This window comes from Desulfuromonas sp. DDH964, from assembly GCF_001611275.1.
Lineage (GTDB): Bacteria > Desulfobacterota > Desulfuromonadia > Desulfuromonadales > DDH964 > DDH964.
On the sequence record NZ_CP015080.1, the window covers coordinates 2422820 to 2443282 of the forward strand.

Genomic DNA, 20463 nt, shown 5'->3' on the forward strand with positions numbered 1-20463 from the left:
GGGAATCCACAGGCGCCGCCCCGGTGGCGGAATCCTTACGGGGATTGAAAACCTCCGGAAAGACTTCGTCTTTGTAGCAAAAGGAGGCGGGGAAGTCAACGCGGGACTGGAGCCGTCACGTCTCTCGCCCCGCACCCTTTTTTTCTCCCGCAAGGAAGCGGCGGCGGACCAGTTCCAGCTCCTCCTCACGACTGGCGATCTGGCCGTCGAGCCGGGCCGCGAGCAGGCATTCGAAAATCTCGCGGTAGACCGGGCCCGGCGCCAGGCCGAGGGCGGCGAGGTCCGCGCCGGTCAGTTCCGGGCGCTGCCCGCGCTGATGGGTGACATAGAGGGAGAGGAGCCGTCGTACCTCTTCCCGGCTGGTGGCGGCGAGCAGGAAGAGAACCATCTCGATCGCCAGCGGTTGCAGCAGCCGGCAGATCTCGCTCGCCCGCGGGGCCCGCTTGCCCCGGCGCCGTTCGAGCTGGCGCAGCACCAGCAACCCCTCCTGGCGCTGCTGGCAGAAGAGAGGCCGGTATTTTTCAGGAATGGCAAGGCGCCGGCAGAGGGCGTCCAGGGACGGTTCGTCAAGATCGTTGCTCAGGCCGAGGAAATAGACCTGCCAGCGGCTCGCTGCCTCCCCGGTGAAGAGGAGGTCGAACCAGTTCAGCACACGGCGGGTCTCGGTGAAGAGTTCGCGCAGGCGCTCGCCGACGGCCAGCCTGGGCTGGAGCGCCTTGAGCAGGCCGAGGGCATCGAGGCGGAGCACCGCCGGCAGGGGGTCGGCTTCGCGCAGGATAATCACCAGCTCGTTGAAGACCCGGCTGCCGCCGACCTTGTCGAGAAAGCCGGTGCGCACCGCACTCACCAGCAGGTGCTCGGTATGCTGGCCAAGGTGGAAGCCGAGGCGCTGCTCGAAACGAATGGCCCGAAAGACCCGGGTCGGATCCTCGACGAAACTGAGGTTATGCAGGACGCGGATCGCCTTTTCCCGCAGATCGCGCTGGGCCTGAAAAAAATCGAGCAGTTCGCCGAAGCTGTCGCCGTTCAGCGCCAGCGCCAGGGTATTGATGGTAAAATCGCGGCGCGCCAGATCGAGGCGAATCGAGGCGTGTTCGACATTCGGCAGGGCACCGGGTTCGAGATAATACTCCATGCGCGCCGAAGCGACGTCGATTTTGAAACCATCGGCAAAGGCGATGACGGCGGTAGCGAACTTCTGGTGCGACCGCACCCGGCAGCCGTGGCGGCGGGCGAAGGTCTGGGCAAAGGCGATGCCGTCCCCCTCGACGACGATATCGATATCGAGATTTTCCTGGCGCAGCAGCAGGTCGCGTACAAAGCCGCCGACCGCAAAGACATTGACCCCGAGCTCATCGGCGGCCCGGCCGAGCTCGGGCAGCAGCTCCTGCACCCGTGTGGGGAGTTGTTCGCGCAGCAGGCGCAGCACCTGGCGGCGCTTGAGACCGTGGCCGGCATCACCGCCCGGTCTCCCGGAGCGGGCGGAGAGACGCCCTTTCGAGGCAAGGTGGCGCAGCAGGTCGGTGCGGGTGATGGCTCCGGCGAGACGGTCGCCGTCGAGGACCGGGACGAAGCGCTGGTTGCGATCGACGATCAGTTCCCGCAGGCTCTCCAGCGAGGCATCGGGGGGGACGGTGACGAATTCGGTGCTCATGTAGTCGACCACCGAGGCGCGGCCGAGGCCATGATGGACCGCCTTGTCCATCACCTGCCGGGTCACCAGGCCGGCGACCCGCTCCCCTTCCAGCACCGGCACGGCGTTGAGGTTGTAGCGGGTCAAGAGTTCCCGGACCTGGTCGATGTTGGCGGTAACCGGAACACTCTTGACCGGGTGCGACATCAGGTGGCGGGCTTCCCAGTGGGGGTTGACCTGCCCCTGCAGCAGTTGCGGCAGACGCTCGACCACCTGCAGCAGCGTGAGATCCTTGACCGTTCCCGAGGCGGCATAGGCGTGCCCGCCGCCACCGAACTCAGCGAGGATTTCGCCGACATTCACCTCCGGGATGCGCGAGCGACCGACCAGGAAGACCCGCTCCCCCATGCGCACTGCAACCAGCAGGGCATCGAGGTTCTCCATGTCCTTGAGCTTGTGGGCGAGGACCGCGAGATCGCCGACAAAACGGTCGGTCGAAGCCTGGGCGATGGAGATGTCGATGCCGTTGACGTTGAGGACGGTACGCGACTCGATCAGTTCATGGAGAAGGGCGACCTGTTCGGCGGTCAGTTCCTGGGTGAGAAAATCGGAAACGGTATTGAGGTTGGCGCCATGTTCCAGGAGAAAGGCTGCCGCCTGCAGGTCGCGAACGGTGGTGGAATTGAAGCGCAGACTGCCGGTATCCTCATAGAGCCCGAGCATCATCAGCGTCGCTTCGTCAGGGGTCGGCTCGATCCCCCGCTCGCGGAAGAGTTCGCAGAAGAGGGTGACGGTGGCACCGACCGGTTCGATCACCTCGACGGCGCCAACGAGATCGGCCTGCCCGGACGGATGATGGTCGAAGATGTGCAGCGCTACTCCGGCGCGTTTGGCGACGGCGCCGAAGGGACCGATGCGGTCGGATTGTCGGACATCGACCAGGACCAGGCGCTCGATGGCATCGAGGTCGATGTCGCGGATGCGCTTGAAGCCATAGGCGTAGACGGTGCTGCGCAGGAAGAACTCGCGCAGGCTCTTCTCCTGGGCGCCGGCGAAGACCAGTTCGGCATCGGGGTAGAGCCGGCGCGCCGCGATCATCGCACCGAGGCAGTCGAAGTCGGCATTGATGTGGGTGGTGATGACATCCATAAGACCGGGAAGCGGGATGCGGGACGGGGGAGGAGGAATGACCCGATCCTCAACCGTTCCTGGGAACTGACTACAGTCTACCCGACCTTGAAGGGCTCTGCTCTTCCTCGTACCTCGTCCCGCGGCCCCTGGTTTTTTGGGTTTAGCCGGTGAAACTGCCGATCACCTGGTTGATGTCGGTCAGCCCCTCATCGACCAGGAACTGTTCGAGATCGTCAATGATCGTCATCATCACCCCGGGGTCGATGAAGTTGGCGGTGCCGACCTGCACCGCCCGGGCACCGACGATAAGGAATTCGAGGGCGTCGCGGGCGCACATGATGCCGCCGATGCCGATGACCGGAATCTTCACCGCCTGCACCACCTGGTAGGTCATGCGCACCGCCACCGGTCGAATCGCCGGACCGGAAAGACCACCGGTGCGGTTGGCAATCTTCGCCTTGCGACTCTTGACGTCGATCGCCATGCCGGTAAGGGTGTTGATGCAGCTGATGGCGTCGGCCCCCGCTTCTTCCACCGCCCGCGCGATAACGGTGATGTCGGTGACATTGGGGGTCAGCTTGACGATCAGCGGCTTTTGCAGCGCCTTGCGCACCAGGGTGACCACCTGGGCGGCGGCGGTCGGCTCGGTGCCGAAGACGATCCCCCCCTGCTTGACGTTGGGGCAGGAGATGTTCAGCTCTACCGCGGCGATCTCGGGAATGTCGGCCAGCCGCCGCGCCACTTCCCCGTACTCCTCCAGCGTATTGCCAAAGAAGTTGGCGATTACCGGCGTCGTCAGCTGCCGGTAAAGGGGTGTCTTGCCCTGGATGAATTCACTGACGCCGACATTCTGCAGACCGATGGCGTTGAGCATGCCGCTGGTGGTCTCCGCGATGCGCGGAGTCGGGTTGCCGGCCTTGGGGTTGAGGGAAAGTCCCTTGGTGACCAGGGCGCCGAGGCGGTTGAGGTCGAGGTAGGGGGCGTACTCCTCGCCGTAACCAAAGGTCCCCGAGGCGGGCATCACCGGATTCTGCAACTTAAGGCCGGCGATCTCGACGGCGAGACTGGGACGGGTGGCGGGCATGGCAGCATCCTTCTGAGTGAAATCGATCATTTGCACTCCCCCCCGCAGCCGTCGCTGGCAACCGTCGCCCGCTCCCAGTCGAGGGCTGCGGCAGCAAAGACCGGGCCGGCCTTGCAGGTACAGAGATAACGGGGCGTGGCTTCGCTGTGACCGACCCCCTTGACGACGCAACCGAGACAGGCCCCAACGCCGCAGGCCATGTGAGCTTCGAGGGAGACCTGCAGGTCGGCCCGCAGGGAGGCACAGAGATCCGCCACCGCCCTCAGCATCGGCATTGGACCGCAGGCATAGACCTCGGCGTCCGGATATTTGCGCAGCTTGCGCTCCAGGACCTTGGTGACCAGTCCCGCTTCGCCGAAACTGCCGTCATCGGTGGAGACGTAGGTCTCGACCCCGGAGCGCTCGAATTCGGTCAGTGCCAGGATGTCGTCCCGGGTGCGCCCCCCCATCAGCAGCCGCACCCGGCTCCCTTGGGCGAGGAGCGCTTCGCCGAGCATGAAGAGGGGCACCAGGCCGATGCCGCCGCCGACCAGAAGCTTCTCCCTGCCGGGGGCGCCGAGGTCGAAACCGTTGCCGAGAGGGCCGAGGAGCTCCACCCGGTCCCCCTGGTGGAGTTCACTGAGGATGCGGGTTCCTTCCCCGACCACCTTGTAGAGGATCTCCATATATTCCCGCGGCGGCAACCCCTCACACTCCGCCGGCAGGCAGCCGGTGCGGAAGATGCCGAAGGGGCGCCGCAGCATGGTCGGCAGCCCCAGCTCCGGCCGAACCATGACGAACTGTCCCGGCGCCGCCACCGCGGCGAACCCGGGCGTCAGGATGCGCATCCGGAAGTAAGCCGGCGAAATCTCCTGGTTGGAGAGAATGATGGTTGCGTAGTTTTTCATCGACCCTTCCTCTCACGATTACCTGTCATCAGGACCGTAGGTTGGGTTGAGCTCCGCGAAACCCAACATCGGCGAACCCCGCGGTTGCAATCCCGCAGCGGGGAATGCAATCCCGCAGCGGGGAATGCAATCCCGCAGCGGGGAATGCATTCCCCCATCGGGATGAATTGATTGTTCGTTACCGAATGCCACCAGCGTTGGGTTTCATTGCATTCAACCCAACCTACCTGTTGATCTGGACCCGCTCGCCTTCTCCATCAGCAGGGCGTCCTCGCCGTCGGGGTAATACCCCTTCCGCCTCCCGCTCTCGACAAACCCGAACCGGCGGTAGAGGCGGATGGCTCCGTCGTTACCGGCCCGCACCTCCAGCAGGGCCCGCTCCATTCCGACAGCCGCGCCCTGCCGCAGGGCCTCCTCGAGGAGCGCGGCGGCGACCCCGCGCCGCCGGAAGCAGGGGGCGGTGGCGAGGTTAAGAACGTGGAGTTCACCACACAACAGCCACCAGCAGTGGTAACCGGCCAAGTCTCCGTCGATCAGCAGCAAATCGAGGTGGGCGTGGGGAGTACCGAGCTCGTCCCGGAACTGGACCTCGCTCCACGGCTGCGAATAGCAGCTTTGCTCCACCGCCAGGATGGCCGGAAGATCGGCGGCGGTGGCCGGGCGGATTTCCGATGGGCTGGGCACTTCCGCCATGGTTCGTCATCGTCGGGAGGTTGTGAATGACAAGCGCCGCCAAAGCAGTTAGAATTAGTGCGGCAGGCGGCGGCGCCGGTCAGGATGCCGGCCATTCTATGTCACGCCCAACCACCTGTAAAGTCTTTCCGTGCCGGCTGCCAGGGGGGACTTTGCCGTTGACAATCACACGGAGCTTGATTTATTAATGGGCCACCAAATTTACAGGAGTCAAAACAATTGGGCACAGACAGCAAGGTAACCTATAAGGATGCCGGCGTCGATATCGATGCCGGCAATCGTTTTGTCCAGCTGATCAAGCCGCTGGTGAAAGCCACCTCCCGCCCGGAAGTCCTCACCGACATCGGCGGCTTCGGCGGTCTCTTCTCCCTCAACGCCGGCAAATACGAGAAGCCGACCCTGGTCGCCTCCACCGACGGCGTCGGCACCAAGCTCAAGATTGCCTTCCTAGCGGACAAGCACGACACGATCGGCATCGACCTGGTGGCGATGTGCGTCAACGATATCGTCGTCCAGGGCGCCGAGCCCCTCTTCTTTCTCGACTACCTGGCGACCGGCAAGCTCGCACCGGAGAAGGCGGTGGAGATCGTCCGGGGGATTTCCGAGGGGTGCGTCCAGGCCGGCTGCGCCCTGATCGGCGGCGAGACCGCGGAGATGCCCGGCATGTACGGCGACGGCGAATACGACCTCGCCGGCTTCACCGTCGGCGTGGTCGACAACACCAGGATCATCGATGGCTCGTCAATCACCGTCGGCGACCGGGTAATCGGCATCGCCTCGAGCGGCCTCCATTCCAACGGCTTCTCGCTCGCCCGCAAAGTCTTCCTCGACATCCTGCAGCTCCCCCTCGATGCCACCCCCGCAGGGCTGGAGCGCCCCCTTGGCGAAGAGTTGCTGACCCCGACCCGGATTTACGTCAAGGCGATTCTCAACCTGCTGCGCGACTTCCAGATCAAGGGGATGGCCCATATCACCGGCGGCGGCATCCTCGAAAATGTCCCCCGCGTCCTTCCCAGGCACTGCAAGGCGGTCATTGCCAAGGAGAGCTGGCCGAAGCCGGCAATCTTCGAGCTGCTGCGAACCGGGGGCAATATCGAGGAAGCCGAGATGTACCGCACCTTCAACTACGGAATCGGCATGGTCCTGGTTGTCCCGGAGCGGGAAGTGGACGATATCATGACGCGGCTCGTCGGACTGAAGGAGACCGCTTTCCTGATCGGCGAAATCGCCAAGTGCGGCGATGACGAAGATCAGGTCGAGTTGACCTAGGAGCGCCAGGATGGCCGGGAGCATGCGCATCTCTGTCCTCGCCTCCGGCGGCGGCACCAACCTCCAGGCACTGATCGATCACGCCGCCGCGGGATCGCTGGGGGCCGACATCGGTCTCGTGCTCAGCAACAACCCGCAGGCGGGCGCCCTCGAGCGCGCCCGCAAAGCGGGAATTGCAACCTGCTGCATTGACCATCGCCAGTTCGCCGGCCGCGAGGAATTCGATCGCGCGGTGGTGGCCGCCCTTGAGGATGCGGGAACCGGGCTGGTCGTCCTCGCCGGCTTCATGCGCATCCTCAGCCCCGTCTTCATCGACGCCTTCCCGGGTCGCATCATGAATATCCACCCAGCCCTGCTGCCGGCCTTCCCGGGACTGCACGTGCAACGCAAGGCAATCGAATATGGCGCCCGTTTCGCCGGCTGCACCGTCCATTTCGTCGATGGCGGGGTCGATACCGGCCCGATCATCATCCAGGCCGTTGTCCCGGTGCATGAAGACGACAGCGAGGCGACCCTCGCCGCCCGCATTCTCGAACAGGAACACCGCATCTACCCCGAAGCGATCCGGCTCTTTGCCGCCGGTCGCCTCCAGATCGACGGCAGAAAGGTACGGATTTCTCCACCGGCCGCCCTCCCCTCCGGGGTACTGATCAATCCGCCGCTGGCGTCTGCAACCTAGCCACCTCTCATCCGGACCACCCGCATGTCTCAGCCGATCCTCGTCAGCGCCTGCCTGCTTGGGCTCGACACCCGCTACGACGGTTCCACCCGGCGCAACGAGCGGGTCATCGCCTGGCTGGCGACGCAGGACCTGGTCCCGGTCCCGGTCTGTCCGGAACAACTGGGCGGATTGCCGACACCGCGACCACCGTGCCAGTTCGAGAGCGGTGATGGCCATGACATTCTCGACGGCCGGGGACGCCTGCTGACAACCGACCAGCGGGACGTCAGTGCAGCGTTTCGTCAGGGCGCCCGGGAAACCCTCAAGGCCTTCCGCGCCTGCGGTTGTCAATCCGCCCTGCTCAAGGAGCGGAGTCCCTCCTGCGGCCGCCACCAGGTTCACCGTGCCGGCCGGGTGGTTGCCGGGCAGGGGGTCGCCTGCGCCCTGCTGCTGCGCGCAGGGATCGCCGTCATCAGCGAAGAGGACCTTTCCGCCTAGGAGTCTGCCCATGTTCCAGCTTGCTCCGCCTTTGCCCAGCCGCCCCCGGGCAACTTCCTCCCGGCGCCGCCCCTTGATCAGACGACCGACAGCATGAAACAGAGCCATCATTTCGACGCCGTGATTCTCGGCGACAGCCTCGCCGCCCGCATTACCGGCGCCCTCCTGGCCCGCGCCGGCTGCCGGCTGTTGACCCTGCGTCCGGCCCAAACCCTCCCCACGCCGACCTGGTTCTTTTCTTCGCTGCTGCTGGAGCGAATCCTCGATCAGCTGGATGGCCGCGCGGTCCTCACCAAGCCGCAACCGTTTCAATACCTGGCCGATGAGGTACGTCTCGATTTTCATGGCCGCAATCCGCTTCCCGAGGAAGTTCGGCGGGAATTTCCCACTGCGGCCGATGAAATCCTCGCCACGACCTCGACCCTGGCGGCTTTGGGTGACAAGCTGGCAACCCTGCTCTGGGAGCAGGGCGGGCTCCCCCTCTCCGGGCTGCCTTCGCGCTGGTCCTTTGCCTTCCGCTGCCTGCGCAAGGGGCTGACCCAGGGGCGCCTGCACGAACCTCTCGGCGACCGCCTCGACGAACTCGACTCGACGGTGGCAGCCGGCTTCCTTTCCGGCCTCCTGCCGGGCCTGGCGCTGCGCAGCGCCGAGGAGTTGAGCCTGGCCGAGGCCGCTCTTCTCTGGCATGGGGTGATGCGTCCCACGGCCGCCTCGGCTGCCGGGCTGGAGGGTTTGCTCCAGCGCCGCTACCAGCAGTTCCATGGCCAGGAGGACGACCTCGCCCGGCTCGAATCTCTCGATCCCGGACGCCACCAACCGAGCCGCCTCCATTTTCGCGGTGGCCAACAGATGACGGCAAGCGCCGTGGTCGTCGGGGGGGGCGCTGCGGCAGCATTTCTCCCCCAACCGCTGCAAACCTTCACCGTCGCCGACAGCCAGCAGCCGCCTCAAATTCCCCTCGGCGACAAGGTTCCACCTGTGCTTGCCGATCATGTCGTGCTCGCGGGAGCGCCGCCACTGCGACTCTTTTTCTCCGGCTCGGGAGACCAGCGCCGGGTAACCGTCGAATGCCGGCAAGAACTCTCCGCAAAGGCCCTCAAGGCCCGCCTGGAGGCCCTGCTCCCTTTCGCCACCTTCGCCATCCCTGGGGGAACGCGCCCGGCAGTGCCGGACCTGCCGCCCGGCTTGCGGCAGGCAATCAGGCGGGCGGTTCCCGCACCAGGCATCTATCACTCTTCGGAAGCGATCCTGCCCGGCCTCGGCAGTAATGGTGAAATCCTCACCGGTCTCTCGGTCGCCACTGCCATCCAGCGCCGTCTCCGTCGAAAACCGGCATGATCCAAGGCAGGCACCCCGGGGGAGAAAAAAATGTTGCATTCAGGTGCCGGGCATGCTAGAAATTCACGTTCTAAACTTCCAGGAGGTCAGGTACCATGTCCCGTATTTGTGAAATCTGCGGAAAAAAACCGACGACTGGCAACAACGTCAGTCATGCCCATAACAAAACCCGCAAGGTCTGGTATCCCAACCTGCAAAAGGTCAAGGCGATCGACAAGGGAACCGTCCGTTCGATCAAGGTCTGCACCCGCTGCCTGCGTGCCGGCGCCGTGACCAAGGCGGTCTGATCCCCCTTTCGCAGGGCAGAAACCCGAAGAGGGGGGCGGAACAACCGGTTCCGCCCCCCTCTTTCTGCTTCCTCGCACCAGACCGGGGAGACAGCTCCAGCACCAGCTCCCCCGCAACCAAACCGGCCGGCGCGCCGGCTTCATCGACCGGGGCGTTATGACGTCGCTCACCCCCATCCTGCTGGAAATCGGCCTTCCGATCCTGGCGATGCTGATCGCGGAACGTTTCGTGGTCGGCTATTTCCTGCGCACCCCCGCGCAGATTGCCTGGGTCCGCCGCCACTGGTGGCTGCACCCCAACGCCATCAGCCGCGCCCGCTACCCCATGGGGATCGCCTCGGTCCTGCTGCTCCATTTCGATTATCCCCGCGCCTGCCTCTTCTTTTTCACCTTCTGGATGATCACCGATATCACCGACGGTGAAATCGCCCGCAAATGCGACCTCCACACCGAAAAGGGGGAGTCGATCGACCCCCTTTCCGACAAGCTCATGTACCTGCCGATGCTGATCTATTTTGCCTGGCGCGGCTGGCTCAACCCGGTCTTCCTCGGCTTTTTCGTCGCCTTCGATATCATCGGCCAGGCCTCCCGTCATTTCATCAAGATCAAGGCCGCCAACCTCTTCGGCAAGGCCAAGACCTTCCTGGTGGTGGTGCTGCTGATCGTGGTTGGTCTCGAATGGCTCTACGGTCCGCTCCCCCTGCTCGGCCGCGCGATCCAGCCACTCCTTGGCATGTGCGCCTTTCTCGCCTTCTGCTCGACCTCCTTCAAGCTGATTCCCAACTACTGGTATGCCAACATCCTCAGCCTGATGAACCTCGCCTGCGGGATTGCCGGCTGCTGGGTCATCCTCCGTAACGGCCCCCCCGTTTACGCCTTGGGCCTGGTCTTTCTCGGCCAGTTCCTCGATCTCTTCGACGGCCGGGCCGCGGAACGCTGGGGCTCCACTCCCCGGGGCGAGGTCTTCGACGACGTCGCCGACGGCACCAGTTTCGGCCTGACCATCGGCCTGATCGCCACCTTCTCGTTTACCAACTTCTGGGTCGGAGTGGCGATCGGCAGCTTCTACCTGGTCGCCGTCGTCTACCGCCTGGTCCGTTTCGTCGTCGAAAAACGCAAGGCCGGCATTGCCGGCGGCGTTGCCACCTTTGCCGGGCTGCCATCACCGGCCGGAGCCCTCCTGGCCGGTACCGCCTGCGTCCTGATCGGGTCCGATCTCATTTCGGGGGCAATCGTTCTCACCACCGCCTTGCTGATGGTCTCGAGAATTCCTTACGCCCATTTCGGTCGCGCCATCCTGCCGAGAATCCCGCGCGTGGTGAAGGTTCTCACCCTGGGGGGGTTCCTCTTCCTGCTCGCCCTCGGCTTCCGCCACGATGAGTACACCGCACCCCTTTTGATCGTCCTCTGCGCCGCCCTGGTCTACCTTGCTTCCCCCCTCTTCTGGAAACCCCGCGCCTGAACCACCCCCTACCCTGCGGCCGGAACTTCACCAGCTGTAACCACCCGTCAATCGACCTCCCGATTTGACGAGTATGTTACTATTTAGTATCTATGCAATAAGATTGGGAGGAGCTTCTGTTGTCAGCTGCCGGTCAGGAACAAATCACGCGCAAGGGTCTCTACCTCTGCCTCATCAGTATTCATGGCCTGATTCGCGGTGAAGAGCTGGAACTCGGCCGCGACGCCGACACCGGGGGGCAGACCAAGTACGTGGTCGAACTCGCCCGGGCCCTGGCGCGACACCCGGAGGTCGCCCAGGTCGATCTGCTGACCCGCCAGGTGGTCGACGCCCAGGTCAGCGGCGATTATGCAGAGCCGATCGAGGCCCTGGCCGCCAATGCCCGTATCATCCGCATTGAAGCCGGTCCCCCGGGCTACCTCGCCAAGGAAACCCTCTGGGATCACCTCGATACCTTTGTCGACAATACCATTGCCTATTTCCACAGCCAGCCACGGCAACCCGACCTGCTGCACAGCCACTACGCCGATGCCGGCTACGTTGGCAGCCGTCTCGCCCACATCCGTGGCATTCCGCTGATTCATACCGGTCATTCCCTGGGACGGGTCAAACGCCGCCGCTTGCTGGCGACCGGTCTGAGCTCCAACCAGATCGAGGAACGCTACGCCATGGCTCGGCGCATCGAAGCCGAGGAGTTGACCCTCGCCTCGGCGGAACGGGTCATTACCAGCACCCGCCAGGAGATCGAGGAGCAGTACGCCCTCTACGACTATTACCAGGCCGAGCAGATGCAGGTGATCCCCCCCGGGACCGACCTGGAAAAATTTCATCCGCCGGCAGGAGATGAAGAAAAGGCGCCCATCGCCGCCGAAATCCGGCGTTTTTTGCAGGATCCTGACAAGCCGATGATCCTGGCCCTCTCCCGCCCCGATGCCCGCAAGAACGTCGGCGCCCTGCTCACCGCCTTTGGCGAGGACCCGCAGCTGCAAAAGGCCGCCAACCTGGTGATCGTCCTCGGCAACCGCGACGACATCCAAAACCTCGAAAGCGGCGCCCAGGAAGTTTTGACCCAGCTGCTGGTACAGATCGACCAGTACGATCTTTACGGCCGGGTCGCCTACCCCAAGCATCACGCCGCCAGCGAAGTACCGCTGATCTACCGCCTGGCGACCAGGACCAGGGGCGTCTTCGTCAATCCGGCGCTGACCGAACCCTTCGGCCTGACCCTGATTGAGGCGGCCGCCAGCGGCCTGCCGATCGTCGCCACCGAGGATGGCGGCCCGCGTGACATTATTGCCAACTGCCACAACGGCCTCCTCACTGACCCCCTCGACCCGCAGGATATCGCCGCCAGGATAGGATCGATTTTGTTCCAGGCGGCGCGCTGGGATGAATATTCCCGCAACGGTATCACCGGGGTCGAGGCCCATTACTCCTGGGATGCCCATGTGCAGAGTTACCTGACCATGGTCAGCGCCGTCATCAGCAGCGCAGGAACCCCCCTGTTCCGCCAACGCAAGACACGCAAGAAACGCCTTTACCATGACCGGGCAATCTTCAGCGACCTCGACCAGAACCTTCTCGCCGACCCTGAAGCCATTCCGGAACTCGCCCGGGTGCTGCGGGAAAATCGTAATATGGCCTATTTCGGCATTGCCACCGGTCGCCGCCTCGACTCGGCGCTGGAGGTCATCCGCAGATACGGCATCCCGGAACCGGACTTTCTCATCACCAGTGGCGGCACCGAGATCCACTATGCGCCGGAACTGACCGAGGACACCGCCTGGCCCCAACATATCGACACCCGCTGGACCCCCCAGGTGGTACGGCGGACTCTCGCCAGTCTGCCCGGCTTATGGCTGCAAAAGAAACAGGACCAGAGCCGCTTCAAGATCAGCTATTACATCGACCCCGACCTCGCGCCGAGCCTTGAGGAGATCAACCAGTTGCTGGCGCGGGAGGAACAGGCCGTCAACGTGATTCTCTCTTTCGGCCAGTTTCTCGACATCCTGCCGATCCGCGCCTCCAAGGGACTGGCGCTGCGCTACATCGCCGCCCTGCGCGAACTCCCCCTGGAACGGATTCTCGCCTGCGGCGGTTCCGGTGCCGATGAAGACATGATGCGCGGCAACACCCTGGCCGCGGTGGTCGGCAGTCGTCACGAGGAAGAGCTTTCCCACCTGACCGATCTCGATCGGATCTATTTCGCCCGGGCGCCGGGGGCGCGCGGCATCCTGGAGGCGATGGAGCATTACGACTTCTTCGGGCGCTGCCAGCCCCCGGAGGAGGAAGCAACGCAGCCATGACCGCCAAGCGCCTGTTGCTCTGCACCGATCTCGACCGCACCCTGCTCCCCAACGGGCCGCAGCGGGAGTCGCCCCGGGCCCGCCAGGGACTGGCGGCCCTGGTCGCCCATCCCGAGGTCAGTCTCGCATTCGTCAGCGGCCGCGATCGCCAGCGGGTTCTCGCCGCCATGGCGGAATTTCAGCTCCCCGCCCCCGACTTTGTCATCGGCGATGTCGGCACCACGATTTACGACCTGCGGTCGGGGACCTGGCAGCTCTGGCAAGAATGGCGCCAGCGGATTGCCGCCGACTGGGGTGGGAAGAGCTGGCGCCAGCTCCATCCGGTGCTGGCGCAGGACACGCCCCTCCACCTGCAACGGGAGGACCAGCAGGGCGAATTCAAGCTCAGCTATTTCGTCCCGGCAAACGCCGACCGTTTACGGCTCGCTGCTACCCTTGACCGGCGGCTCAACAACCTGGGCATTGCCACCCGGTTGGTCTGGAGTACGGATGAAACCGCCGGCGTCGGCCTGCTCGACATCCTGCCGCGGCGGGCCGGCAAACTGCAGGCCGTGGAGTTTCTGGGCGCAGCCCTCGGGCTTTCGTGGCGCCAATGCCTCTTCGCCGGCGATAGCGGCAACGATCTCGAGGTCCTGGCCAGCCCCATTCCAGCGGTCCTGGTCGCCAATGCCATTGCCGAGGTCCGTGCGGAAGCCGTCGCCGCCGCCGACCGGGCCGGCAACCGGGAACAGCTTTACCTGGCCGGTGGCAATTTCTGTGGGCTCAATGGCAATTACAGCGCCGGCATCCTGGAAGGTGTCGCGCACTTTCATCCCGAACTGGTCGAGTTCTTCGCCTCGGCCCTGGAATCCCATGACTAGGCTCCCTGACAATTCGCCCCCGCTGCTGTCGCCGGTCATTTTCGGCGAAGTCCTCTTCGACTGCTTCGAAGACGGCAGTCGAATCCTTGGCGGCGCCCCCTTCAATGTCGCCTGGCATCTGCAGGCCTTCGGCGTCCCGCCCCTCTTCATCAGCCGCGTCGGCAACGATCCTGCCGGGGACGAAGTCTACGCCAGGATGAGGCACTGGCATCTGGCGACCTGTGGCCTGCAACGCGACCCGGATCGCGGCACCGGCCTGGTCCGGGTCCTTCTGGCCGATGGCCAACCCGCCTTCGACATCGCTGCCGAGCGCGCCTTCGATTATATCGATTCGGCCGCCTTTCCCGCCCTCCCCCCGACTGCGCTGGTCTATCACGGCAGTCTCGGGGTCCGTCATCCGACTGCGGCGGCAGCCCTGGGTGCCCTGCTGGATACCACCCAAGCCCAGGTCTTTCTCGATATCAACCTGAGGCCCCCCTGGTGGCGCCGGGAGCAGGTCGAAAAGCTGCTGCAGCGCGCCCACTGGGTCAAGATCAACGAGGACGAGCTCCACACCCTGGCCCCGGGACCGGGCACCCTGGAGGAAAAGGCCGAAAAGTTCATCGCGCGTTACGAGCTGGCACTGCTCCTGGTCACCTGCGGAGCACGGGGGGCATTTGCCCTCGATCGGGCCGGCAGCTGCCACCAGGTGGCGCCCGCGGGCAAGACCCGGGTCATCGACACGGTCGGCGCCGGTGACGCCTTCGCCGCGGTCTCTATCCTCGGCCTGCTACGCGCCTGGCCCCTGCCCAAGACATTGGCCAGGGCGCAGCAGTTCGCCAGCCAGATCGTCGGCCTGCGCGGCGCCCTGAGTCACGACCTGAACCTCTATGCGCAGTTGCGCTCAGCCTGGAAAAAGGAAGACTGATCTATGTACGAACAGGTATCCCACTCCCTGCTCAATGAAATCCTTGACGAACTCAAACCCGAGATCCGTCGCCAGGACCTGCGCCATTTCTATACCCGCCTCGGCGCCAATTTCTATGTCATTCATTCACTGTTTCATCACCTTTACGGCAAACGCGAGGACTTTCGGCGAAAGATGGTCGAGCTGGTGGAAGTCATGGCGAGCCGCTACATCGAACGCTCGACGGAGTTGGAGTCCTGCGACAAGGGCCGGGAAAAGGAGCACAACTGGTTTCTCAGCCAGGAATGGATCGGCATGGCGCTTTACGCCGATGGCTTTGCCGGCAACCTCACCGGGGTCCAGGAGAAACTCTGTTACCTGCAGGAACTCGGGGTGAACCTGCTGCACATCATGCCGATGATGCCTTGCCCGGTCGGCGCCAGCGACGGCGGCTACGCCGTGAGCAACTTCAAGGAGATCGACCCGCGTATCGGCACCCTGGAAGAGCTGCGCCAACTTGCCGCGGCCCTGCGCAAGCGCGGTATCCTGCTGACGCTCGATGTGGTCGTCAATCACACCTCCGATGAACATGAATGGGCACGCCGCGCACGCGGCGGCGAAGAGAAATACCAGAACTACTTTTACATCTTCCCCAGTCGCGACGTGCCGGACATGTTCGAAGAAACCATGCCGCAGATTTTTCCGGAAACCGCGCCGGGCAACTTCACCTGGGATGACGCCCTGCAACAGTGGGTGATGACGGTCTTCAACAGCTACCAGTGGGACCTCAACTACAGCAACCCCGATGTCTTCATCGAGATGGTCGATATCATCCTCTTCTGGGCCAACCTCGGCGCCGACATCGTCCGCCTCGATGCCGTCGCCTTTCTCTGGAAAAAGATCGGCACCAACTGCCAGAACCTGCGGGAAGCCCACCTGATTCTGCAGCTTTTCAAGGATTGCTGCCAGGTGACCGCCCCCGGAGTCCTCTTCATCGCCGAAGCGATCGTGGCACCGGTCGAAATCATCAAGTATTTCGGTGAGGACGCGGTGATCGCCAAGGAGTGCGAAATTGCCTACAACGCCACCTTCATGGCGCTGCTCTGGGACGCTGTCGCCACCCGCAACGCCAAGCTGCTCAACCGCGGGATCAAGAGCCTGCCGAACAAACTCGACCGGGCAACCTGGCTCAATTACGTGCGCTGCCATGACGACATCGGCTTCGGCTTTGACGATGCCGACATCGTCCGCTGCGGCTACGATCCCGCCACCCACCGCCAGTTTCTCGTCGACTATTTTACCGGCGCCTATGCAGCCTCCGAAGCCCGCGGGCTCCCCTTCGGTCGCAACGGCAGGACCGGCGATACCCGTATCGCCGGGTCACTCGCCTCGCTGATCGGTCTCGAGGCGGCCCTCACCCATGAGGATCCGCAGGAAATTGACCGCGCCGTCGATCTGATCCTGCTGCTCCATGGCATGATCCTCTCCTTCGGCGGCATTCCCCTCCTCTACTACGGCGACGCCATCGGGACCCTTAATGATTTCAGCTACCTCGGCGATGCTTCAAAGGCCGCCGATACCCGCTGGATCCATCGTCCGCAGATCGACTGGGAGAAGGCCGAGCGCCGCCACCAGCGCGGAACCATCGAGTACCGGATTTTCCAGGGGTTGCAGAGGTTGATCGCGGTGCGTAAATCGATCCCGGCCTTTGCCGATTTCAACAATCGCGATCTCGTCGAGGTCGACAATGAGCACCTCTTTGTCTTTCTGCGCAGCCATCCGCAACACGGCAACGAGAATGTCCTCGTCGTTGCCAACTTCGATGGCAGGCCCCAGCATCTTGACATGGACAACCTTGGCCAGCGCGGCCGGTTCCAGTTCGGCGTCCCCCAGGATCTGGCCAGCGGTGAGTCCCCCGCCCTTTTCAACCGGCAACTGGTCATCCCCCCGTTCCGCTTTTACTGGTTGACCGACCAGCGCTCAACCGCCATCCCCTGAAAGAGCCGGCCGGTGATGGCCGCGGGCGATCACTGAACCAAGCGAAAGGGCCAGCTTTCCAACGGGAAGTCTGGCCCTTTGGGCGGTCTAGAAACCTGAGCCGGGCTGTTTCAGGAAATCGCGTTCCTCGGCACTGGAAACACGCCCCAGGATCTGGTTCCGGTGGGGATAGCGACCAAATCGATCGATAATGGCCTTGTGCCGCAGTTCAAACTCGTAGCTGGCTGGCGGCGTGTGGTCGCGGAAGAGCTGTTCCGCCCAACGATGAATTTCCCGCGATTCGCTGTGCATATAGGGCATCAACAGGAAACTTCGTTCGGTCGCAGTCAAGTCGGCAAGGGCGTCGGCGGCAACCGCCTCCTGCGCCAGCACCAGGGCCATGGAGTCCTGGGAGAATGCAGCCGGCGTCTGCCGGTAGAGGTTGCGCGAGAACTGATCGAGGAGGATGATTTCGGCTAGGCGCCCTTTCGGTTCCCGGCGCCAGGAATAGAGTTCAGCTCGCGCGGCGCGCTCCAGCAGGGTGAGGAAACGCTCCCTGATCAGATTGTCGAAGTCCGGATTGGCGGACCACCACATCCTGGGTTCCGTTTCGACAAACCAGAAGTCGAGGATCTGCCGGTACATTGCTGCCTCCAATCTATGCCGTTTTGGTTTTTCACCCCATCGGGCGCTGTCGGGTCAGGTGCAGGGGTCACCAGATTGCAGGATAGCAGCTTGCTTCCATGCCGCAAGCAAGTGCCCCGGGCAAACAAGAAGGGCCTGCCGCGGATGCAACCCGGGAGGCCCTTCCATTTTACCTGGAGCAGTGCAGTCTAATCCTTGCGGCAGGCGATGCAGTCGATCTCGACCAGCGCCCCCTTGGGGAGGGCAGCCACCTGCACCGTGACCCGGGCCGGGGGGATGGCGGGAAAGGCTTCGCCGTAAATCCCGTTAACAACCGCGAAGTGGTTGAGATCGGTGAGATAAATGGTGGTCTTGACCACGGCATGGAAATCAACTCCGGCGGCGTTGAGAACCGCCTTGAGATTGGCCATGACCTGGCGGGTTTGCGCCTCGATGCCGGTGCCGATCAATTCGCCGGTACGTGGATCGAGGGGGATCTGGCCGGACAGGAAAATCCAGTCGCCGGCCTGGATCGCCTGGGAATAGGGCCCGATCGCCTCGGGAGCCCGATCGGTCGCGATTGCCGTGGTCTTCATCTGCCACTCCTTCCTCATGGTTCACAATGCAAGACTGCCAACAAAAGGCCTTCGCCATTCCTGCCTACTGATCTTACCTCAGTTCCGCAAACGTTCCACCCCGGTCACCCCCTTCAGTTTGAGCAGGGCACTGGTCACCCGGTTGAGATGGTCGAGATCCTGGATGTCGATTTCAAAATTGTTGACCCCACGGTGGTCGGCGGTGGAGACGACATTGGCACTGATAATGTTCGCCTCGCAACTGGTTATCGCACCGGTGATTCCGGCCAGCATCCCCTTCTGATCGAGACAGTAGACCCGGATCTTGATCGGCCGGGAGGCTTTCTTCTTCATGTCCCATTCGATATCGACCCGCCGTTCGGGGTCACCCTCGGCGACATGGGAACAGTCGAGGGTATGCACGGTGACCCCGCGCCCCCGGGTAATGAAGCCGGTGACCGGATCGCCCGGCAAGGGATTGCAGCATTTGCCGAAGCGCACCAGGATATCGTCGATGCCGTCGATCTTCATCGCACTCGACGGGCGCTTGCGAATCTTGTCCAGGACCCGGCCGAGCCGATTGGGCTTGGTCGATTCCTTCTTCAGCTTATCGTGGGGGACCAGCCGGCCGATCGCCTGACCGACGGTCACCTTGCCGTAACCAAGCGCCGCCAGCAGATCGTCGACCTGCTGGAACCCGAGTTCTTCTACGGTTGCCGCCAGTTCCGGCGAGGTAAGGGCCCGATTGAGACTGAAGCCATGCTTGCGCAACTCCTTTTCGAGAAGGCTGCGCCCGAGTTCGAGGCTCTTTTCGTGCTGCTGGGTCTTGATCCACTGGCGCACCTTGTTGCGGGCCCGCGGCGTTTTGACGAATTTAAGCCAGTCCTTGCCGGGGTTCTGATGCGGTGAAGTGATCACCTCGACGACATCGCCGTTCTTCAACTCGGTCTTGAGTGGCACCAGCTTGCCATTGACGCGGGCGCCACTGCAATGGTGGCCGACATCGGTATGAACGCTGTAGGCGAAATCGACAGGGGTGGCCCCCCGCGGGAGTTCCTTGACGTCGCCGTTGGGGGTGAAGACATAGACCTCCTCGGGAAAGAGGTCGATCTTGACCGTGTCGAGAAATTCCCGGGAGTCCTTGAGTTCCTTCTGCCATTCGAGCATCTGCCGCAACCAGGAGAAACGCTTGTCCTCGCTGTCGACCACTACCGAGGCCCCCTTCTCCTTGTACTTCCAGTGGGCGGCAATTCCTTCTTCGGCGATGGAGTGCATGTCGAAGGTGCGGATCTGCACTTCCATCCGCTCGCCGAAGGGACCGATAACGGTGGTGTGCAGGGACTGGTACATGTTCGCCTTGGGCATGGCGATGTAGTCCTTGAAGCGGCCGGGGACCGGCTTCCAGGCGGCGTGAATGATGCCGAGGACCGCGTAGCAGTCCCGGATATTGTCGAGCAGGATGCGAAACGCCACCAGGTCATAAACCTGTTCAAAATCGATCCCCTGGCGCTGCATTTTCTGATAGAGCGAATAGAGGTGCTTGTAGCGCCCGGAAATCTCGCCACGGATTTCATGCTCGACGAGCTTGGCGCTGATCTGCTTCCTGACGTCCTCGATGTAGGTTTCCCGCTCCCGCTTGCGTTTGGCCACCTTGGCGTCGAGATCGGCATAGACCTCCGGTTCGAGGTAGCGAAAGGCGAGATCTTCGAGCTCGCTTTTCAGCCAGCTGATACCGAGGCGATTCGCCAGCGGCGCGAAGATGTCGAGGGTTTCCCGGGCGATCCGGCGCTGGCGCTCTAGCGGCTGGAAATCGAGGGTGCGCATGTTGTGGAGACGGTCGGCGAGCTTGACCATGATCACCCGCAAATCGCGCGCCATCGCCAGCAGCATCTTGCGGAAGTTCTCGGCCTGGCGCTCCTCGCTGGTCCGGAAGGTGATCTTGCCGATCTTGGTCACCCCCTCCACCAGGCTGGCGACCTCGACCCCGAAGAGGGTTTCCAGTTCTTCGGGCGTGGTCAGGGTATCCTCGATGGTGTCGTGGAGCAGACCGGTAACGATCGTCGGTACGTCCATCTTGAGCTGAACGAGAATTTCCGCCACTTCCAGCGGGTGGGTCAGGTAGGGCTCGCCGGAGAGGCGGACCTGCCCCTGGTGCCCCTTGGCGCTGAAGACATAGGCCTTGCGGAGAGGGTCGAGATCGGCCCCCGGATTATAGGCGAGGATTTTTTCGAGAATTTCGTTGAAACGTACCATCGCGATTCTTACCGGTGATCATCCGGAGTCGGGGAAGAG

17 protein-coding genes are annotated in these 20463 nt (G+C 63.4%); 10 read left to right on the plus strand and 7 right to left on the minus strand.

Translation table 11 applies throughout. The features are described 5' to 3' along the window. Positions 1-115 precede the first annotated feature (115 nt). The 4 genes from DBW_RS11150 to rimI form a co-directional block, all read right to left on the minus strand. The gene (locus DBW_RS11150) at positions 116-2782 is read right to left on the minus strand and encodes a CBS domain-containing protein (RefSeq protein ID WP_066727604.1); all 2667 of its coding nucleotides are present in this window, start codon (positions 2780-2782) and stop codon (positions 116-118) included. A 142-nt stretch (positions 2783-2924) separates the two neighbouring features. Then, positions 2925-3848: a dihydroorotate dehydrogenase gene (locus DBW_RS11155; RefSeq protein ID WP_066729808.1), complete on the minus strand. Its 924-nt coding sequence runs from the start codon at positions 3846-3848 to the stop codon at positions 2925-2927. A 26-nt stretch (positions 3849-3874) separates the two neighbouring features. After that, a complete protein-coding gene (locus DBW_RS11160) occupies positions 3875-4735 on the minus strand; it encodes a dihydroorotate dehydrogenase electron transfer subunit (RefSeq protein ID WP_066727605.1) in 861 nt (286 codons plus the stop codon). Between the two features lie 213 nt (positions 4736-4948). After that, the gene (rimI, locus tag DBW_RS11165; protein ID WP_066727606.1) at positions 4949-5428 is read right to left on the minus strand and encodes a ribosomal protein S18-alanine N-acetyltransferase; all 480 of its coding nucleotides are present in this window, start codon (positions 5426-5428) and stop codon (positions 4949-4951) included. Positions 5429-5647: 219 nt separating this feature from the next. On the opposite strand from rimI, the gene purM reads away from it, so the two are divergent. The 10 genes from purM (at position 5648) to DBW_RS11215 (ending at position 16993) form a co-directional block, all read left to right on the plus strand. Further along, positions 5648-6697 (plus strand): phosphoribosylformylglycinamidine cyclo-ligase, encoded by a 1050-nt coding sequence (gene purM, locus DBW_RS11170; RefSeq protein ID WP_066727607.1) that lies wholly within the window; start codon positions 5648-5650, stop codon positions 6695-6697. A gap of 10 nt (positions 6698-6707) precedes the next feature. Then, positions 6708-7376, plus strand: a complete 669-nt coding sequence (gene purN / locus DBW_RS11175) for a phosphoribosylglycinamide formyltransferase (RefSeq protein ID WP_066727608.1) — start codon at positions 6708-6710, stop codon at positions 7374-7376. 24 nt (positions 7377-7400) lie between these two features. Further along, positions 7401-7856 (plus strand): DUF523 domain-containing protein, encoded by a 456-nt coding sequence (locus tag DBW_RS11180; RefSeq protein WP_066727609.1) that lies wholly within the window; start codon positions 7401-7403, stop codon positions 7854-7856. A gap of 93 nt (positions 7857-7949) precedes the next feature. Continuing rightward, the gene (locus DBW_RS11185) at positions 7950-9194 is read left to right on the plus strand and encodes a hypothetical protein (protein ID WP_066727610.1); all 1245 of its coding nucleotides are present in this window, start codon (positions 7950-7952) and stop codon (positions 9192-9194) included. A 95-nt stretch (positions 9195-9289) separates the two neighbouring features. Continuing rightward, complete coding sequence (gene rpmB, locus DBW_RS11190) at positions 9290-9481, plus strand: 50S ribosomal protein L28 (RefSeq protein ID WP_066727611.1); 192 nt, start codon at positions 9290-9292, stop codon at positions 9479-9481. Between the two features lie 157 nt (positions 9482-9638). Next, positions 9639-10943, plus strand: coding sequence for a CDP-alcohol phosphatidyltransferase family protein (locus DBW_RS11195; protein ID WP_066727612.1), 1305 nt, complete (start codon positions 9639-9641; stop codon positions 10941-10943). Between the two features lie 119 nt (positions 10944-11062). Next, positions 11063-13249, plus strand: coding sequence for an HAD-IIB family hydrolase (locus DBW_RS11200; RefSeq protein WP_231875324.1), 2187 nt, complete (start codon positions 11063-11065; stop codon positions 13247-13249). Next, on the plus strand, positions 13246-14109 hold the full coding sequence (locus DBW_RS11205) for an HAD-IIB family hydrolase (RefSeq protein ID WP_066727613.1): 864 nt from the start codon (positions 13246-13248) through the stop codon (positions 14107-14109). The genes DBW_RS11200 and DBW_RS11205 overlap by 4 nt, the downstream gene beginning before the upstream one ends. Next, complete coding sequence (locus DBW_RS11210; RefSeq protein WP_066727614.1) at positions 14102-15016, plus strand: carbohydrate kinase family protein; 915 nt, start codon at positions 14102-14104, stop codon at positions 15014-15016. The genes DBW_RS11205 and DBW_RS11210 overlap by 8 nt, the downstream gene beginning before the upstream one ends. Before the next feature lie 3 nt (positions 15017-15019). Beyond that, the gene (locus DBW_RS11215; protein ID WP_066727615.1) at positions 15020-16993 is read left to right on the plus strand and encodes an alpha-amylase family glycosyl hydrolase; all 1974 of its coding nucleotides are present in this window, start codon (positions 15020-15022) and stop codon (positions 16991-16993) included. An 87-nt stretch (positions 16994-17080) separates the two neighbouring features. Here DBW_RS11215 and DBW_RS11220 read toward each other — a convergent pair whose 3' ends face one another. The 3 genes from DBW_RS11220 to DBW_RS11230 form a co-directional block, all read right to left on the minus strand. Further along, positions 17081-17617: a DUF924 family protein gene (locus tag DBW_RS11220; RefSeq protein ID WP_066727616.1), complete on the minus strand. Its 537-nt coding sequence runs from the start codon at positions 17615-17617 to the stop codon at positions 17081-17083. 188 nt (positions 17618-17805) lie between these two features. Further along, positions 17806-18192 carry a RidA family protein gene (locus DBW_RS11225; RefSeq protein WP_066727617.1) on the minus strand — a complete coding sequence of 129 codons (387 nt, stop codon included), beginning with the start codon at positions 18190-18192 and terminating at the stop codon, positions 17806-17808. A gap of 78 nt (positions 18193-18270) precedes the next feature. Further along, positions 18271-20424, minus strand: a complete 2154-nt coding sequence (locus DBW_RS11230; RefSeq protein ID WP_066727618.1) for a RelA/SpoT family protein — start codon at positions 20422-20424, stop codon at positions 18271-18273. Between the last annotated feature and the right edge of the window lie 39 nt (positions 20425-20463).

Coding starts and splice junctions, on each gene's coding strand:
- DBW_RS11215 (WP_066727615.1), top strand. CDS start 15,020: ATGTACGAACAGGTATCCCACTCCCTGCTCAATGAAATCCTTGACGAA.
- DBW_RS11225 (WP_066727617.1), bottom strand. CDS start 18,192: ATGAAGACCACGGCAATCGCGACCGATCGGGCTCCCGAGGCGATCGGG.
- DBW_RS11195 (WP_066727612.1), top strand. CDS start 9,639: ATGACGTCGCTCACCCCCATCCTGCTGGAAATCGGCCTTCCGATCCTG.
- DBW_RS11230 (WP_066727618.1), bottom strand. CDS start 20,424: ATGGTACGTTTCAACGAAATTCTCGAAAAAATCCTCGCCTATAATCCG.
- DBW_RS11185 (WP_066727610.1), top strand. CDS start 7,950: ATGAAACAGAGCCATCATTTCGACGCCGTGATTCTCGGCGACAGCCTC.
- DBW_RS11205 (WP_066727613.1), top strand. CDS start 13,246: ATGACCGCCAAGCGCCTGTTGCTCTGCACCGATCTCGACCGCACCCTG.
- DBW_RS11220 (WP_066727616.1), bottom strand. CDS start 17,617: ATGTACCGGCAGATCCTCGACTTCTGGTTTGTCGAAACGGAACCCAGG.
- DBW_RS11160 (WP_066727605.1), bottom strand. CDS start 4,735: ATGAAAAACTACGCAACCATCATTCTCTCCAACCAGGAGATTTCGCCG.
- DBW_RS11210 (WP_066727614.1), top strand. CDS start 14,102: ATGACTAGGCTCCCTGACAATTCGCCCCCGCTGCTGTCGCCGGTCATT.
- DBW_RS11150 (WP_066727604.1), bottom strand. CDS start 2,782: ATGGATGTCATCACCACCCACATCAATGCCGACTTCGACTGCCTCGGT.
- rpmB (WP_066727611.1), top strand. CDS start 9,290: ATGTCCCGTATTTGTGAAATCTGCGGAAAAAAACCGACGACTGGCAAC.
- purN (WP_066727608.1), top strand. CDS start 6,708: ATGGCCGGGAGCATGCGCATCTCTGTCCTCGCCTCCGGCGGCGGCACC.
- DBW_RS11155 (WP_066729808.1), bottom strand. CDS start 3,848: ATGCCCGCCACCCGTCCCAGTCTCGCCGTCGAGATCGCCGGCCTTAAG.
- rimI (WP_066727606.1), bottom strand. CDS start 5,428: ATGGCGGAAGTGCCCAGCCCATCGGAAATCCGCCCGGCCACCGCCGCC.
- DBW_RS11180 (WP_066727609.1), top strand. CDS start 7,401: ATGTCTCAGCCGATCCTCGTCAGCGCCTGCCTGCTTGGGCTCGACACC.